The sequence below is a fragment of the Lentzea sp. CA-135723 genome (assembly GCF_050936595.1).
Taxonomy (GTDB): Bacteria; Actinomycetota; Actinomycetes; order Mycobacteriales; family Pseudonocardiaceae; genus Lentzea.
This window is the reverse complement of sequence record NZ_JBNJMK010000001.1, coordinates 5,770,122-5,783,106: the sequence shown is the minus strand read 5'-3', so window position 1 is coordinate 5,783,106 and position 12,985 is coordinate 5,770,122. Positions and strand designations below refer to the sequence as shown.

The following is a 12,985-nucleotide window of genomic DNA, read 5'->3' as shown; positions in this document are numbered from 1 at the left end:
CAACTACGGACCCTCCCGGCATTCCACACCGACCTGCTGCTGGGACGGGGTGAGTGAGGGCTCCGACGCACCGGTCGACGGCGCGACCGAACCGTTGGCGGACGGCGTGCCGGTACCGGACGGAGTGCTGCTCGGGGTGGACGGCGTCGTCGAGGGCGTCGACGGGGTGGTCGGCGTCGACGACGTGTCCTTGCACAGCGGCAGCATGTGTTCGGTGCGCAGCAACCGGACCGCGGCGCGCGCGCCGTCCAGGCCGTTGTCGCTGCGGATGCCCGCGGTGATCGTCTTGCGGCCGGCTTCCTGCAGGTCCTTCAGCGTGATCGGGGTGCAGCCCGTGGATCCGGGCGGGCACGAGTCCTCGATCTTGGACGACAGCTTGAAGCCGAGCACCGAGCCGTTGAGGCCGCGGAAGATCGCGACCTGGCCGTCCTCGGTGGCGCCGACGTAGTACTGGGTGTTGATCCACAGCTTGCCGCCGACCGCCACGACCGCCGCGAGCAGCACCAGCACGAAGACGATCGCGAACGCCTTGATGGCGTTGCGCTTCTTGCGCTTCGGGTCGGGCGGCGGAGGCGGCGGTGCGTCCATGCGCTGCGGCATGGGCGGACGCTGCTGCGTGAGCGTCGCCGCCCGCGAGGCCGCCGAGTCCGGGGGAGTGTTGTGCTCGTCGCTGCCGTCACCGGCCGCGCCACCGACGATCGGGTAGTTGTCGCCGAAGTCGACGTCCTCGACGTCCGCCACGATCACCGTGACGTTGTCGGGACCGCCGCCCTTGAGCGCCAGCTCGATCATCCGGTCCGCGCAGGCCTGCGGGTCGGGGATGCGGATCGCCTCGTCGAGCGTCTCCAGGCTCACGACGCCGGACAGACCGTCCGAGCAGAGCAGGAACCGGTCGCCGGCGCGCGCCTCGCGCACCGTGAGACTGGGCTCGAAGTCGTGCCCCGTGAGGGCGCGCAGCAGCAGCGAGCGTTGCGGGTGCGTGGCGGCCTCGTCCGGGGTGATCCGGCCCTCGTCGATCAACGACTGGACGAACGTGTCGTCGTGCGTGATCTGCGCGAAGGAGCCCTCCCTCAGGAGGTACGCGCGCGAGTCGCCGATGTGCACGAGCCCGAGGCGGTTGCCCGCGAACAGGATGGCCGTGAGCGTGGTGCCCATGCCCTCCAGGTCCGGGTCGCTCGTCACGAGCTCGGAGATGGCGCCGTTGCCACTCGCGACCGCGTCGCGCAGCTTGCCGAGGAGGTCGTCGCCCGGCTCGTCGTCGTCGACGTGGGCCAGCGAGGCGATGACCACCTTGCTCGCGACCTCACCGGCGGCGTGGCCACCCATGCCGTCGGCTACTGCGAGCAGGCGGGGGCCCGCGTACACGGAGTCCTGGTTGTTGGAACGAACCAGGCCCCTGTCGCTGCGGGCCGCGTATCGAAGAACCAAGGTCATGAGCGCAGCTCGATCACCGTTTTGCCAATGCGGATCGGGGTGCCGAGAGGTACGCGCAGGGGTGCGGTGACCTTGGCTCGGTCCAGGTAGGTGCCGTTCGTGGAGCCGAGGTCCTCCACGTACCAGTCGGTACCGCGCATGGACAGCCGCGCGTGCCTGGTCGACGCGAAGTCGTCGTCCAGGACCAGGGTGGAGTCGTCAGCGCGGCCGATCAGGATCGGCCTGCCGTCGAGCGAGATGCGGGTACCGGTCAGCGCCCCGTGGGTGACCACGAGTTGCCGAGGTGCCTTGCTTCCCCTCGCCGACTTCTCGGACCTCCGGAATCCGGGCAGACCTGACGCCCGGAGCCCTGAGGCTGCGTATAGATCAGAGCGGACCACACGTAGGGCGGCCAGCACAAAGAGCCAGAGGAGCACGAGAAAGCCCGCTCTGGTCAGCTGCATCACCAGCTCTTGCACCGGTTGTAACCGCTCCTGCCTTGAGTTGCTTACCGATGCCCGTATCGACCACTAGCCCGCGGTGCGGAAGACCAGAGACGAGTGGCCGATGCGGACGACGTCGCCTTCCGCGAGCTGCCAAGTCTGCACTGGCGTCCCGTTCACCGTGGTGCCGTTGGTCGAACCGAGATCAGCGAGCATCGCATTCTGCCCGTCCCAGGAGATTTCCAGGTGGCGCCTGGAGACACCCGTGTCCGGGAGGCGGAAGTCGGCTTCCTGCCCACGTCCTACGACGTTTCCACCCTGCTTCAGGTTGTACGTCCGGTTCGATCCGTCGTCGAGGTGCAGCGTCGCGTTGAGCTGACGGTTGCCGCCCTGGGTGGCCGGCGGGGCGTATCCGCCCTGGTTGTAGCCCTGGTCGTAGCCACCTTGCTGGCCGTAACCCTGGTCGTAACCGCCGCCCTGCTGCTGGCCGTAGCCCTGGTCGTAGCCGCCGCCCTGCTGGCCGCCGCCGTAGCCCTGGTCGTAGCCCTGCTGGCCGTAGCCCTGCTGCTGGCCGTAACCCTGGTCCTGGCCGTAGCCCTGCTGGCCGCCGCCGTAACCCTGGTCGTAGCCCTGCTGCTGCTGGCCGTAACCCTGGTCGTAGCCGCCGCCCTGCTGGCCGCCGCCATATCCCTGGTCGTAGCCCTGCTGGCCGTAGCCCTGCTGCTGGCCATAGCCCTGGTCCTGGCCGTAGCCGCCGCCTTGCTGCTGGCCGTAGCCCTGGTCCTGGCCGTAGCCCTGTTGCTGCTGCTGGCCGTAGCCCTGCTGGTCGTAGCCCTGCTGGCCGTAGCCGCCCTGACCATAAGGGTCCTGGCCGGGCTGGCCCTGTCCTTGTCCGTAGCCGGGTGGCTGGCTCATGGGTCGGTCTCCTGCGGTGCGAGGTTGTGCTGACCGTCGGCTGGCCGCTTTCACGTCGGGGTCGACGGACGAGCTGGTTCGGAACTGTCCGGTGTGCAGCGCCTCGGAGCGCTCCAGGGAGACTACGACGTCACCATAGGTATCCCATCCGGACTCGGCCAGGTGCTCTCGCAGGCCCTCTGCGAGAAGCTGTGTGATGCGTAGTTCATCCTGCTCGTCGCCCGCAAGACGTTCGTGGTCCTGAGGTCCGAGGAGCACCTTGTAGTGGTTGGGGGCTAGCAGTCTGCCACCCGCGAGCTCGCGGATGTTGCCGTCACCCTCCCGATGCAGTGCCTGTGCCACCTCTTGGGGCACCACGCTGCCGCCGAACACCCGCGCGAAGGTGTTGCCGACGAGACCTTCGAGCTTGCGCTCGAAGCGTTGCAGGCCCATGTCGACTCCTTCCACGCGGACGGGCTCCCACCCCGATCGTATCCGGGTACGACGGCGCTTACAGGGGGGCGATTAGGAAGCTGGTTTGGGCGCGTGCTAGTGTTTCCAACGTCTCCAGGGGCAAGTGGCGGAATGGCAGACGCGCACGGTTCAGGTCCGTGTGTCCGAAAGGACGTGGGGGTTCAACTCCCCCCTTGCCCATCGAAAGACAGATGGAACCCCCCTCGCGGAATCGCGAGGGGGGTTCTTTCGTTGATCGGCAGGATCGGATTCCTTGATCCAACAGGTGATGTCTGTCACTCGTTCGGGGGCCAGCATGTGGGCGATAGCGGCAGCCGAGTTCGGCGCGGAACTGGGCCTCGTGGAGGTTCCCGAGCCGCAGGCGGGTCCGAACGAGCTCAAGGTGCGGTTGTTCGCGGCGAGCGTCAACCCGTTCGACCGCAAAGTCGTGAACGGGATGCTGCGCGACTCGGCTCCTCATCGGTTCCCGCTGGTTCCCGGAACTGATGGTGCGGGTGAGGTCGTCGGTTCCGGAGAGAGGATTTTCGGCACCTTCTTCCGGCGCCCGGTCGGCGAGGGAACATACGCCGAGTACGTCACAGTTCCGGCCGGGAACGCGTTGGCTCCGTTGCCGGAAGACCTCGATCCTGCGGTCGCCGCCGCATTGCCCACTGCGGGCATGACGGCATTGCAGTTGGTCGAGGCGCTCGGCACTGCGGAATCCGTGTTGGTCGTCGGTGCGACGGGTGGCGTCGGGTCGTTCGCCGTCCAGATCGCGCGTGCGGCGGGCAAGCGCGTGATTCCCGTGGGGCGTGGCGACTCGCTTGTGGAAGCTGATGCGCTCATCGACCTCGTGAGCGCCGACCGTTCGTCGTTCGAGGCGAACGCGCGCTACGCGCCGTTGGCGTTCAACACGAACTTCGTTTCTGCTGATGCCGCACAGAACTTCAGCATGAAGGGCTCGCGGGAGACGTTGGTGCGCTTGGCGTCCATGGTCCAGGCCGGCGACCTCGAAGTGCCGATCGCCCGACGTGTGCCTTTGCGTGAAGCATTCGATGTTTTCGCAGGTCACAGTCGCGGCAAGACCGTGATCATCATGTAGGTGGTCGTTCTGGAGCGGTGAACGGTCGGCGGACGGTGACCGGCACCGCTGGGCGGAAATTTGCCGCCACGCCTGACGCGCCCACCCTGAGCAGGTCTTTTGGTGCGTCCATACGGATTAACGTCACCCAGACGGCAGCACCGTAGGACCGAATTCGCCACACCACTCTTCGACCGGTCACCGACCGGTCGGCGCCGTCGATCGCAGGGGGTGCGCTGACCTGGGGGCGGGCCGGGGGCTTGCTGCTAATTCTTATGCAGAGCACGAGTCGAAACGCGGCGGATCTCCCGCCGCGGGTGACGAGGAGGCACTGGCGTGAGCAGCACCCCAGCAAGGATCGCGGCACTCGACAGCTCGAACGGTCTGTCGACCACCCCGGTCCCGGTTCCGGAACTGCCCGCGTCCGTCGAGGAGTTGGCAGCCGCTGCGGCGATCCGCCTCGGCTGGCACGGAGTCGTTCTCCCGGAAATGGTCCTGATGGGCCGCAAGGTCGTCGTGGTGGCCGAACTCCTGGCCGACGCCCACGCCGAGCGCGTCTGCGTCGGCGCGGCCCCCGAGGCCGACAAGACCACCGTCTCCACCTGGGTGTGGCCGGAGATGGAAGGCCGCGTCCCGCCGGCCGCCGTCCGCATCGTCGGCGTCCTCGCCGTCGCCCGCCACTGGCGCACCGCCCTCGCCTCCGCGGTCCCCTTCGCCCGCTACGGCAACGCCGCGGTCGTCCTCCCCGAGTCGGTCGCGTTCTCGCACGACTACCTCGCCAACTGCCTGCCGCGCGTCCGCCGCTACGGCGTCTCCGTCCTGCTGGCGGACGACGAGAAGGACCTCTCGGTCGACGTCTCCGGCCGCCAGGAAATGGTCCCCGCCGAGGACACTGCCATCACCCGCTGGGTCAACGAGCTCGTCTACGAGCAGGTGCTCGCCACCGCGTCCTGATCTACGGTCGGCCTATGCGAGTAGTCATAGCCGGCGGACACGGGCAGATCGCGCTGCTTCTCGAGCAGCAGCTGGCCACCCGTGGACACGCCGCCACCGCGTTGGTCCGAAACCCCGATCATTTTGGTGATGTGCAGGAAGCCGGAGCCGTTCCGGTGTTGTGCGACCTGGAGTCCGCCTCTCTGGACTCGGTCGCCGCGTATTTGAACGGTGCAGACGCGGCAGTGTTCGCCGCTGGTGCGGGCGCCGGATCCGGCGCCGCCCGGAAGGACACCGTGGACTACGGGGCCGCTGCGCTCTTCGCCTCCGCTGCTGTCGAGGCCGGGGTGCGGCGGTTCCTCCAGGTGTCCACGGTGGGGATCGAGTCCGCTGACTCGCCCTCGGTGGATCCCGAGTTCGCCGTGTACCTCAAGGCGAAGAAGCTCGCCGAAGAGGACCTGAAGCCGCGTGATCTGGAGTGGACGATCTTGCGGCCTGGGCCGTTGGTGAACGATCCGGCTACCGGGCTGGTCACGCTTGGGGCGCCTCGGTTGCCTCGGTCTCCGGTCACACGGGCGGACGTCGCCGCCGTGCTGGCGGAGTTGCTCGACGCTCGCAACACGATCGGCAAGACGATCGAGCTGGTGAACGGCGAGACGCCGGTCGCTGAGGCGGTTCGCGCCGTTTCGTAGGGTTCCCCTGTTGCGTTTGCGGGTTCGCCTTGCGTGCTTCCCTCCGGGGGCTCTGCCCCCAGACCCCCGGCAATCTGATCGGGGGGCACCGCGCGATGAGCGGGTTGATGGCACGCCTGTTTGTGTTGGGCGGCTGCCTGTTTCGTAGTGTGGTTGCGTTGGCGGTGGGGTCCCGTCACAAGTCGAGCCAAGAGCGGGCCACACCAGAGCAGGGGTGTCAAACGGACGAAGAGCGTGTCCGTTTGACACCCCTGCTCTGGTGCAGCAAGAGCTGTGGCGCGCCTCGTGACGGGACCCCACCGCCGGGCCCTCTTGGCTAAGGGCAAAAGCAAAAGCCAACCGCCTCGGCTACGCCGTCGGGTCGGCTCGCCTTCGGCTTCGCGTTTGGTCAGGTGCCTAGGACGCGGTCCAGGTAGGCGTTCGTGAACGTCCTGCCCGGGTCGACCTCGTCCCGCACCTTCAGGAAGTCGTCGAAGTGCGGGTACAGCGGGCGCAGGTCCGCGGCGGTGAGGTCGTGCAACTTGCCCCAGTGCGGGCGGCCGCCCACGGACGCCGCGATGCGTGCGTACGCGTCGAAGAACGCCTTGTACTGCATGCCGAGTGCCTGGTGCATCGAGATGTACGCGGTGTCGCGGCCGTTCGCCGTGGACAGCCAGATGTCGTCGGCCTGGGCCACGCGCACCTCGCACGGGACGATCAGGTGGTCGCGGGCGTCCAGTTTCCTGGCCACCGCGCGGAGTTCGCCGATCACGTCCATCAGGGTCTCGCGGGGGATCGAGAACTCGGTCTCCACGAAGCGGACTCGGCGCGGGGTCACGAAGACGTTGTGCGAGTAGTCCGAATAGGACCGTTCGGAGATGAGCGAGCCGCAGAGTTCGTTGAGGCGCTGGGTGTAGCGGGGGAAGGTCTTCGCCACCTTGGTGACGGCGCCGAACGCGGCGTTCTCCATCACCTCGTACTCCCAGGTCTGGCGGAGCTTCGAGAGCGGGCGGGCCTGGGTGGTGATCCTGTTGTTGCGCTTGAGGATCACGCGGTCCGAGTGCGTGAACCAGTGGAACTCGACGTGGTCCTCGACTGCGCAGAGGTCGTCGAACTGCTCCAGCACGGCGTCGAGGCGGCCGGGGGATTCGGAGGCCTGCAGGACGAACGACGGGACGCACTGCAGGGTCAGGGTGCTGATGACGCCGAGTGCGCCCAGGCCCACGCGGGCGGCGTTGAACAGGTCCGGGCGTTCGTCGCGCGAGCACTGCACGACCGAGCCGTCGGCGAGGACCAGTTCCAGCGAGTGGATCGCGGTGGCCAGGACGCCGAGTTTGCCGCCGGTGCCGTGGGTCGAGGTGGAGACCGCGCCGGCCACGGTTTGCGCGTCGATGTCGCCCAGGTTCGGCATGGCCAGGCCGAGGCGGTGCAGGTCTGCGTTGAACGCCCAGAGCGGGGTGCCGGAGCGGACGGTGACCAGGCCGGTTTCCGTGTCCGCGCGGACGATGCCGGTCCAGCGGTCCAGGTCCAGCGCGACCTCGGAGGCCACGGCGATGTCGTTGAACGAGTGGCCGCTGCCTCGGGCGCGCACGCGGGAACCGGAGAGGACCGCTGTCACGATCTCGTCGGTGCTGGCCGGGTGGACGATGCGCGCTGAGCACGACGCCGTTTTAGCCCAGTTCGTCCACACGCGAACCTCCACGAGAGAGTGTGACCTGCGAGTAACGTAAGTGAAAGCTCTTCACGTTTCAAGGGTTGAGGACGTACCGTCAGGGCATGCGCAGAACTCGACTCGATGCCGCGACGAAGGATCTGGATCCTCCGTTCGCGATCGTCGACCTGGATGCCTTCGACCACAACGCGGCGGACCTCGCCCGTCGCGCTGCCGGTCATCCGATCCGGGTGGCGAGCAAGTCGATCCGCGTGCGCGACCTGGTGAGCCGGGTGCTCGAACGGCCCGGTTTCGCCGGGGTCATGTGCTACTCGCTGGCCGAGGCGTTGTGGCTGTCCGAGCAGAACGTCAGCGAAGACCTGCTCGTCGCCTACCCGACCGCGGACCGGGCGTCCCTGCAGAAGCTCGCGGCCAACGAAACGGCACGTCAGCGCGTCACGATCATGGTCGACTCGGTGGAGTCGCTCGACTTCGTGGACTCGGCCATCGGGCCGCACGCGGACATCCGGGTCTGCCTGGAGCTCGACGTCTCGTGGAAGCCGCTGCCCGGTGTCCACATCGGAGTCCGCCGCTCGCCGGTCTTCACCCCGCAGCAGGCGGGGGCGCTCGCGGCGAAGATCGTGCGGCGCAACGGGTTCAAGCTCGTCGGGATCATGGCGTACGAAGGGCAGATCGCGGGACTCGGCGACAACCCGCCCGGTCAGCCGCTGCGGGCGCTCGGCATCCGGTTCATCCAGTCGAAGTCCGGGCCCGAGCTGATCGGGCGCCGGACGGCGGTGGTCAACGCTGTCAGGCAGGTCGCGGAGCTCGAGTTCGTGAACGGCGGTGGCACCGGCAGCCTGGAGCTCACCGGCACCGACCCGTCCGTCACGGAGCTCGCGGCGGGATCCGGGCTCTTCGGGCCGACGCTCTTCGACGGCTACCAGGCCTTCAAGCCCGAACCGTCGGCGCTCTTCGCGTTGTCGGTGGTGCGCAAGCCGACCAGGCGGGTCGCGACGCTGTTCGCCGGCGGGTACATCGCGTCCGGCACGTCGACGCCCGACCGCCAGCCGTCGCCGTACCTGCCGGAGGGGCTGAAGACGCTCGGCCTCGAAGGCGCCGGCGAGGTGCAGACGCCGGTCACCGGCAAGGCCGCCGAGCAGTTGAAGATCGGCGACCGGGTCTGGATGCGGCACGCCAAGGCCGGTGAGCTGTTCGAGCGGTTCGACGAGGTGCACCTGGTGCACGGCGACAGCATCGAGCGCACCGTGCCCACGTACCGCGGCGAGCGCAGGAACTTCGGCTAGAGGCCCTGTCCTGCAAGTTCGTCGGGCGACAGTGGCAGCCGAGGGACCCGGAGACGGCACCGCCGCGATGCCCGTATACCTCCGGTATGAGGGCATCGCGGCGGCACCGTCTCCGGGTCGCTCGCCCGCGCCTCTCACCTGACGAACTTGCAGGACAGGGCCTAGGCGGGCAGGCGCGACGACAGGTAACCCCTGACCAGCGCCTTCGCCTCGATCAAGATCGCCTGATCGCCCGTCGGGTTGTTGCGGAACGCCATCTTCAGCACGGCGTCCGCGGCCTCGACGGCGATCGCGATCGGCAGGCCGACCTCGCCGAACGGGATGCTGAACTTGCCGGCGATCAGCTCCGAGATCTTGTCGGAGATGACGGCGTTGTTGTCACGGCGGTCGTCCAGCAGGCGCATGTCCACGACGTCACCGAAGTGCAGCTTGCCGAACGCCGGGATCTCGCGGTGCATCGTCACGTAGACGTCGAACACCGTGTCCACGGCGTCCCACCAGTGCTCGAGCGTCGCCTGCTCGAGCCGTTCGGTGATGCCCTGGGAGAACTTGTCGACGTTGCGCAGGGTCAGCGCCTGCACGACGGCTCTCTTGTCGGGGAAGAACTGGTAGAGCGAGCCGACCGCGACGCCCGCTCTCTCCGCGATCAGCGTCGTGGTGACGCCGTCGTAGCCCACCTCGTCGATCAGGGTGGCGCAGGCTTCGAGCATCCGCTCGACTCTTTTGGCGCTGCGCTGCTGGACGGGCTGGCGGCGAAGCGGGGTGGTGCTCGTCACGGCGACTCCCAGTAGTTCGGGTACTTCCATCTTGCCTGTTGTACGGCTCTTTCACTTCCCTGAACCTGTCAACACGCCTACGATCCGAACAAGTTTCACATTTGGAGGATCGATGAGCGACTTCCTGTGGGGAGTGTCGACGTCCGCGTTCCAGATCGAGGGCGCGTTCGATGCCGGCGGTCGGGGTCCCTCGGTGTGGGACGCCTTCTCCCCGGTACACGAGAACCAGAACGCTTCCGTTGCGTGCGACCACTACCACCGGTGGCGCGAGGACGTTGCGCTCATGACGCAGCTCGGCGTGAACGCGTATCGGTTCTCGATCGCGTGGCCGCGCATCCAGCCCACCGGCAAGGGACCTGTCAACGCCGAGGGACTCGACTTCTACGACCGCCTGGTCGACGCGCTCGTCGACGTCGGTATCGCCCCAGTGGTGACGTTGTACCACTGGGACACCCCCACGGCTTTGGAAGACGAGGGAGGTTGGCTGAACCGGGACATCGCCGACCGGTTCGCCGACTACACCGCACTCGTCGCGGACCGCCTCGCCGACCGGGTCAGGATGTGGATCCCGGTCAACGAACCCGCGATGGTGACGTTGCAGGGTTATGCGATCGGTGAGCATGCCCCTGGCAAGACGATGCTCTTCGACGCGTTGCCGACCGCCCACCACCTCAACCTCGCGCACGGCCGTGCGGTCGAAGTACTCCGTTCGGCGGGCGCGCAAGCGGTTGGCACGGCGAACAACCACACGCCGGCCTGGCCCGTGGGGCCCGAGGACGTAGCAGCTGCCGAGGCGTACAGCGAAATCCACAACTGGTTGTACGCGGATCCGATGCTGTCGGGCCGATATCCCGACGCAGTCGCCGAAATGCTGCCCGTTCAGGACGGTGACCTGCGCACGATCAACCAGCCGCTCGACTTCTACGGCGTGAACTACTACAACCCGACGCGGCTGCGGTCGCCGTCCGAGGGCAACCCGCTGCCGTTCGAACTGGTGGAGATCGACGAGTTCGAGCGCACCGGGTTCGGCTGGCCGATCGTGCCGTCAGGGCTGACCGAGATGATCACGACCCTGCGCGAACGGCACCCTGGGCTGCCGCCGGTGCACGTCACCGAGAGCGGGTGCAGCTTCCCCGCCGGGATCGCGGACACCGACCGGGTCGCCTACCTCGACGGGCACCTCAAGGCTGCTCAGGCGGCCGACGTCTCCGGCTACTTCGTGTGGTCGTTGATCGACAACTTCGAGTGGGAGGCCGGGTACTCGCAGCGGTTCGGCCTGGTCGAGGTCGACTTCGAGACGCAGGTCCGCACGCCGCGCGACTCGTTCCACTGGTACCGCGGGGTGATCAGCGGTGAGTGAGGCGCTCGCCGAACCGGTGGTCCCGGTTCGAAGAGGCTGGATGGCCTGGCTCTTCGCGGCGAACCTCGGCCTGTGGCTCGCGATCTACGCACCGATCCAGGTGCTGTTGCCGCAGCAGGCAGAGCTGCTCGACAAGGCGAACAAGGAGTTCGTCTTCGGCATCGTCACCGGTGTCGGTGCGCTGGTGTCGTTGCTGGTCGTGCCGCTCATCGGGTTCTTGAGCGACCGCACGACCTCACGGTTCGGTCGTCGTCATCCGTGGACGTTGGCCGGTGCCGCTCTTGGTGCCGTCGGTCTGGCCGTGTTGGCGAACGCGCCGTCGGTGTTCGTCATGACCGTGGGCTGGTGTCTGGTGCAGGCGGGGATCGGCGGCATGCTCGCCGCGTTGACCTCCGCCGTGCCGGACCGGGTGCCCGTCGCGCAACGGGCGCAGGTCGGCGGGCTCATCGGTATCAGCCAGATGCTCGGCACGGTGCTGGGCGCGGTCGTGGTGACGTTGCTGGTCAGCGGACTGACGAACGGCTACCTGGCGTGCGCGGTCATCGTGGTGGTGGGAGCCATCTTCTTCGTGTGGCGCACACCGGACACGCAGCTCATCGCGAAGCCGGTGAAGCCGACGTTCTGGATCTCGCCGAAGGAACACCCCGACTTCGCATGGGCGTGGCTCGGCCACCTGATGATCAACCTCGGCAACGCGTTCGGCACCCTCTACCTCCTCTACTTCCTCGGCGACGTCGTCCACCACCCGTCCCCGGAAGACGGTCTGCTGGTGCTGATGGCGCTCTACGGGGTGGCGCTCGCCGCAGGAGCGGTGCTGTTCGGCGCACGGAGTGATCGTTCTGGCCACCGCAAGCCGTACGTCTACCTCGCCTCGGTCGTCATGGCCATCGCGGCGCTGCTGCTGGTCGCTTTTCCCACGTGGGAGGCCGCGCTCGTCGCCGCCCCGCTGCTCGGCGTCGGCTTCGGCACGTACTGGGCCGTCGCGATCGCGCTGCTCACCCAGGTGCTGCCGGCCGCCTCCGACCGGGCCAAGGACCTCGGCGTGCTGAACGTCGCCAACGCGTTGCCGCAGGTCATCGCCCCGTTGCTGACGGCGATGATCCTCGCGAACCTCGGTGGGTACAGGGGCCTGTTCGCGGTCTCCGCGCTGGCGACCACGCTGGCCGCGGTGTTGATGAGTCGAGTGCGATCGGTGGTCTGATGCAGGTCTCGGGCAAGACGGTTCTGGTCACGGGCGCGTCCCAGGGAATCGGCGCGGAAGCGGCGTTCCGGTTCGCCGGCCGCGGCGCGCACGTCCACCTTGTGGCCCGCAGCGCCGAACTGCTCGATCAACAGGTCAAGCGGATCACGGAGTTCGGCGGCTCGGCGACCGCTCATCAGGCCGATCTGGCGGACGGCGACCAGATCCGCGCGCTCGCCGAGGCCGTTCCCACGCCTGACGTGCTGGTCAACAACGCGGGTGTGGGCCGCTGGCTGTTCCTCGACGACACCGAGCCGGACGAGCTCCTCACGATGACCGCCGTGCCGTACCTGGCCGCGTTGCTGCTGACCAGGGAGTACCTGGCCGCGATGCGGGCCCGTGGCTCCGGCTGGATCGTCAACGTGAACTCGCCGGTCTCCCGCGTCCCGATCCCCGGCTGCGTGGGCTACCAGTCGGCGCGGTGGGCGTTGCGCGGCTTGACCGCGTCACTGCGCCTCGACCTGCGCGGCACCGGCATCGGCGTCAGCGAGGTCATCCCCGGCAAGGTGAGCAGCGAGTACTTCGTCAACAACCCCGGCGCCGAAGAGCGGATTCCGGGCGCGGCCCGGCTGATGATCCCGTCCGTGACGCCGGACCGGGTGGCGAAGGAGATCGTCGCCGCGGTGGAGAAGGAACGCGCTGAGCACCTGTTCCCGTGGCAGCTCAAGGCGTTCGAGATCTCCGGCCGGCTCTTCCCGAACCTGACCGGCTACCTGGCCTGGAAGACGGGTACGCACCGCTGAAAGTGGGAACTCACTGGCCA

Annotated in this window: 12 protein-coding genes and 1 tRNA gene; 8 read left to right on the top strand and 5 right to left on the bottom strand. The window is 67.9% G+C overall.

Going from position 1 to position 12,985, the window contains the following annotated elements; all coding sequences use genetic code 11:
* Positions 1-3: 3 nt before the first annotated feature.
* The 3 genes from ACQEU1_RS26625 to ACQEU1_RS26615 are packed head-to-tail and all read right to left on the bottom strand — an operon-like array spanning position 4 to position 3,203.
* On the bottom strand, positions 4-1,434 hold the full coding sequence (locus ACQEU1_RS26625; protein WP_433207111.1) for a PP2C family protein-serine/threonine phosphatase: 1,431 nt from the start codon (positions 1,432-1,434) through the stop codon (positions 4-6).
* On the bottom strand, positions 1,431-1,892 hold the full coding sequence (locus ACQEU1_RS26620; RefSeq protein WP_030480247.1) for an FHA domain-containing protein FhaB/FipA: 462 nt from the start codon (positions 1,890-1,892) through the stop codon (positions 1,431-1,433). The genes ACQEU1_RS26625 and ACQEU1_RS26620 overlap by 4 nt, the downstream gene beginning before the upstream one ends.
* A gap of 51 nt (positions 1,893-1,943) precedes the next feature.
* The gene (locus tag ACQEU1_RS26615; RefSeq protein WP_433207107.1) at positions 1,944-3,203 is read right to left on the bottom strand and encodes a DUF3662 and FHA domain-containing protein; all 1,260 of its coding nucleotides are present in this window, start codon (positions 3,201-3,203) and stop codon (positions 1,944-1,946) included.
* A gap of 118 nt (positions 3,204-3,321) precedes the next feature.
* On the opposite strand from ACQEU1_RS26615, the gene ACQEU1_RS26610 reads away from it, so the two are divergent.
* The 4 genes from ACQEU1_RS26610 to ACQEU1_RS26595 all read left to right on the top strand — a co-directional run bounded on the left by ACQEU1_RS26610 (position 3,322) and on the right by ACQEU1_RS26595 (position 5,909).
* Positions 3,322-3,404 (top strand) — tRNA-Leu (locus tag ACQEU1_RS26610).
* Positions 3,405-3,477: 73 nt separating this feature from the next.
* Entirely contained in the window at positions 3,478-4,305 is an 828-nt protein-coding gene (locus ACQEU1_RS26605; protein WP_433207104.1) for an NADP-dependent oxidoreductase, read from the top strand.
* 315 nt (positions 4,306-4,620) lie between these two features.
* The gene (locus tag ACQEU1_RS26600; protein WP_433207101.1) at positions 4,621-5,238 is read left to right on the top strand and encodes a hypothetical protein; all 618 of its coding nucleotides are present in this window, start codon (positions 4,621-4,623) and stop codon (positions 5,236-5,238) included.
* Between the two features lie 14 nt (positions 5,239-5,252).
* Positions 5,253-5,909: an NAD(P)H-binding protein gene (locus ACQEU1_RS26595; RefSeq protein WP_433207098.1), complete on the top strand. Its 657-nt coding sequence runs from the start codon at positions 5,253-5,255 to the stop codon at positions 5,907-5,909.
* 388 nt (positions 5,910-6,297) lie between these two features.
* Here the strand turns inward: ACQEU1_RS26595 and ACQEU1_RS26590 are convergent, their stop codons facing one another.
* Positions 6,298-7,578 carry a D-arabinono-1,4-lactone oxidase gene (locus ACQEU1_RS26590; protein WP_433207095.1) on the bottom strand — a complete coding sequence of 427 codons (1,281 nt, stop codon included), beginning with the start codon at positions 7,576-7,578 and terminating at the stop codon, positions 6,298-6,300.
* Positions 7,579-7,664: 86 nt separating this feature from the next.
* Between ACQEU1_RS26590 and ACQEU1_RS26585 the strand changes: the two genes are divergently transcribed.
* On the top strand, positions 7,665-8,846 hold the full coding sequence (locus ACQEU1_RS26585) for an amino acid deaminase/aldolase (protein WP_433207092.1): 1,182 nt from the start codon (positions 7,665-7,667) through the stop codon (positions 8,844-8,846).
* A 161-nt stretch (positions 8,847-9,007) separates the two neighbouring features.
* Here the strand turns inward: ACQEU1_RS26585 and ACQEU1_RS26580 are convergent, their stop codons facing one another.
* On the bottom strand, positions 9,008-9,652 hold the full coding sequence (locus ACQEU1_RS26580) for a TetR family transcriptional regulator (protein ID WP_394614705.1): 645 nt from the start codon (positions 9,650-9,652) through the stop codon (positions 9,008-9,010).
* A gap of 82 nt (positions 9,653-9,734) precedes the next feature.
* On the opposite strand from ACQEU1_RS26580, the gene ACQEU1_RS26575 reads away from it, so the two are divergent.
* The 3 genes from ACQEU1_RS26575 to ACQEU1_RS26565 are packed head-to-tail and all read left to right on the top strand — an operon-like array spanning position 9,735 to position 12,965.
* Entirely contained in the window at positions 9,735-10,982 is a 1,248-nt protein-coding gene (locus tag ACQEU1_RS26575; protein ID WP_433207087.1) for a GH1 family beta-glucosidase, read from the top strand.
* A 40-nt stretch (positions 10,983-11,022) separates the two neighbouring features.
* Positions 11,023-12,183, top strand: a complete 1,161-nt coding sequence (locus ACQEU1_RS26570) for an MFS transporter (protein WP_433211784.1) — start codon at positions 11,023-11,025, stop codon at positions 12,181-12,183.
* On the top strand, positions 12,183-12,965 hold the full coding sequence (locus ACQEU1_RS26565; protein WP_433207084.1) for an SDR family NAD(P)-dependent oxidoreductase: 783 nt from the start codon (positions 12,183-12,185) through the stop codon (positions 12,963-12,965). The genes ACQEU1_RS26570 and ACQEU1_RS26565 overlap by 1 nt, the downstream gene beginning before the upstream one ends.
* The last annotated feature ends 20 nt before the right edge of the window (positions 12,966-12,985 follow it).

What these genes read in the sequence shown, in the direction of transcription:
- ACQEU1_RS26565 (WP_433207084.1), top strand. Translation starts at nt 12,183, where the DNA reads ATGCAGGTCTCGGGCAAGACGGTTCTGGTCACGGGCGCGTCCCAGGGA.
- ACQEU1_RS26575 (WP_433207087.1), top strand. Translation starts at nt 9,735, where the DNA reads ATGAGCGACTTCCTGTGGGGAGTGTCGACGTCCGCGTTCCAGATCGAG.
- ACQEU1_RS26585 (WP_433207092.1), top strand. Translation starts at nt 7,665, where the DNA reads ATGCGCAGAACTCGACTCGATGCCGCGACGAAGGATCTGGATCCTCCG.
- ACQEU1_RS26625 (WP_433207111.1), bottom strand. Translation starts at nt 1,434, where the DNA reads ATGACCTTGGTTCTTCGATACGCGGCCCGCAGCGACAGGGGCCTGGTT.
- ACQEU1_RS26615 (WP_433207107.1), bottom strand. Translation starts at nt 3,203, where the DNA reads ATGGGCCTGCAACGCTTCGAGCGCAAGCTCGAAGGTCTCGTCGGCAAC.
- ACQEU1_RS26580 (WP_394614705.1), bottom strand. Translation starts at nt 9,652, where the DNA reads ATGGAAGTACCCGAACTACTGGGAGTCGCCGTGACGAGCACCACCCCG.
- ACQEU1_RS26595 (WP_433207098.1), top strand. Translation starts at nt 5,253, where the DNA reads ATGCGAGTAGTCATAGCCGGCGGACACGGGCAGATCGCGCTGCTTCTC.
- ACQEU1_RS26570 (WP_433211784.1), top strand. Translation starts at nt 11,023, where the DNA reads ATGGCCTGGCTCTTCGCGGCGAACCTCGGCCTGTGGCTCGCGATCTAC.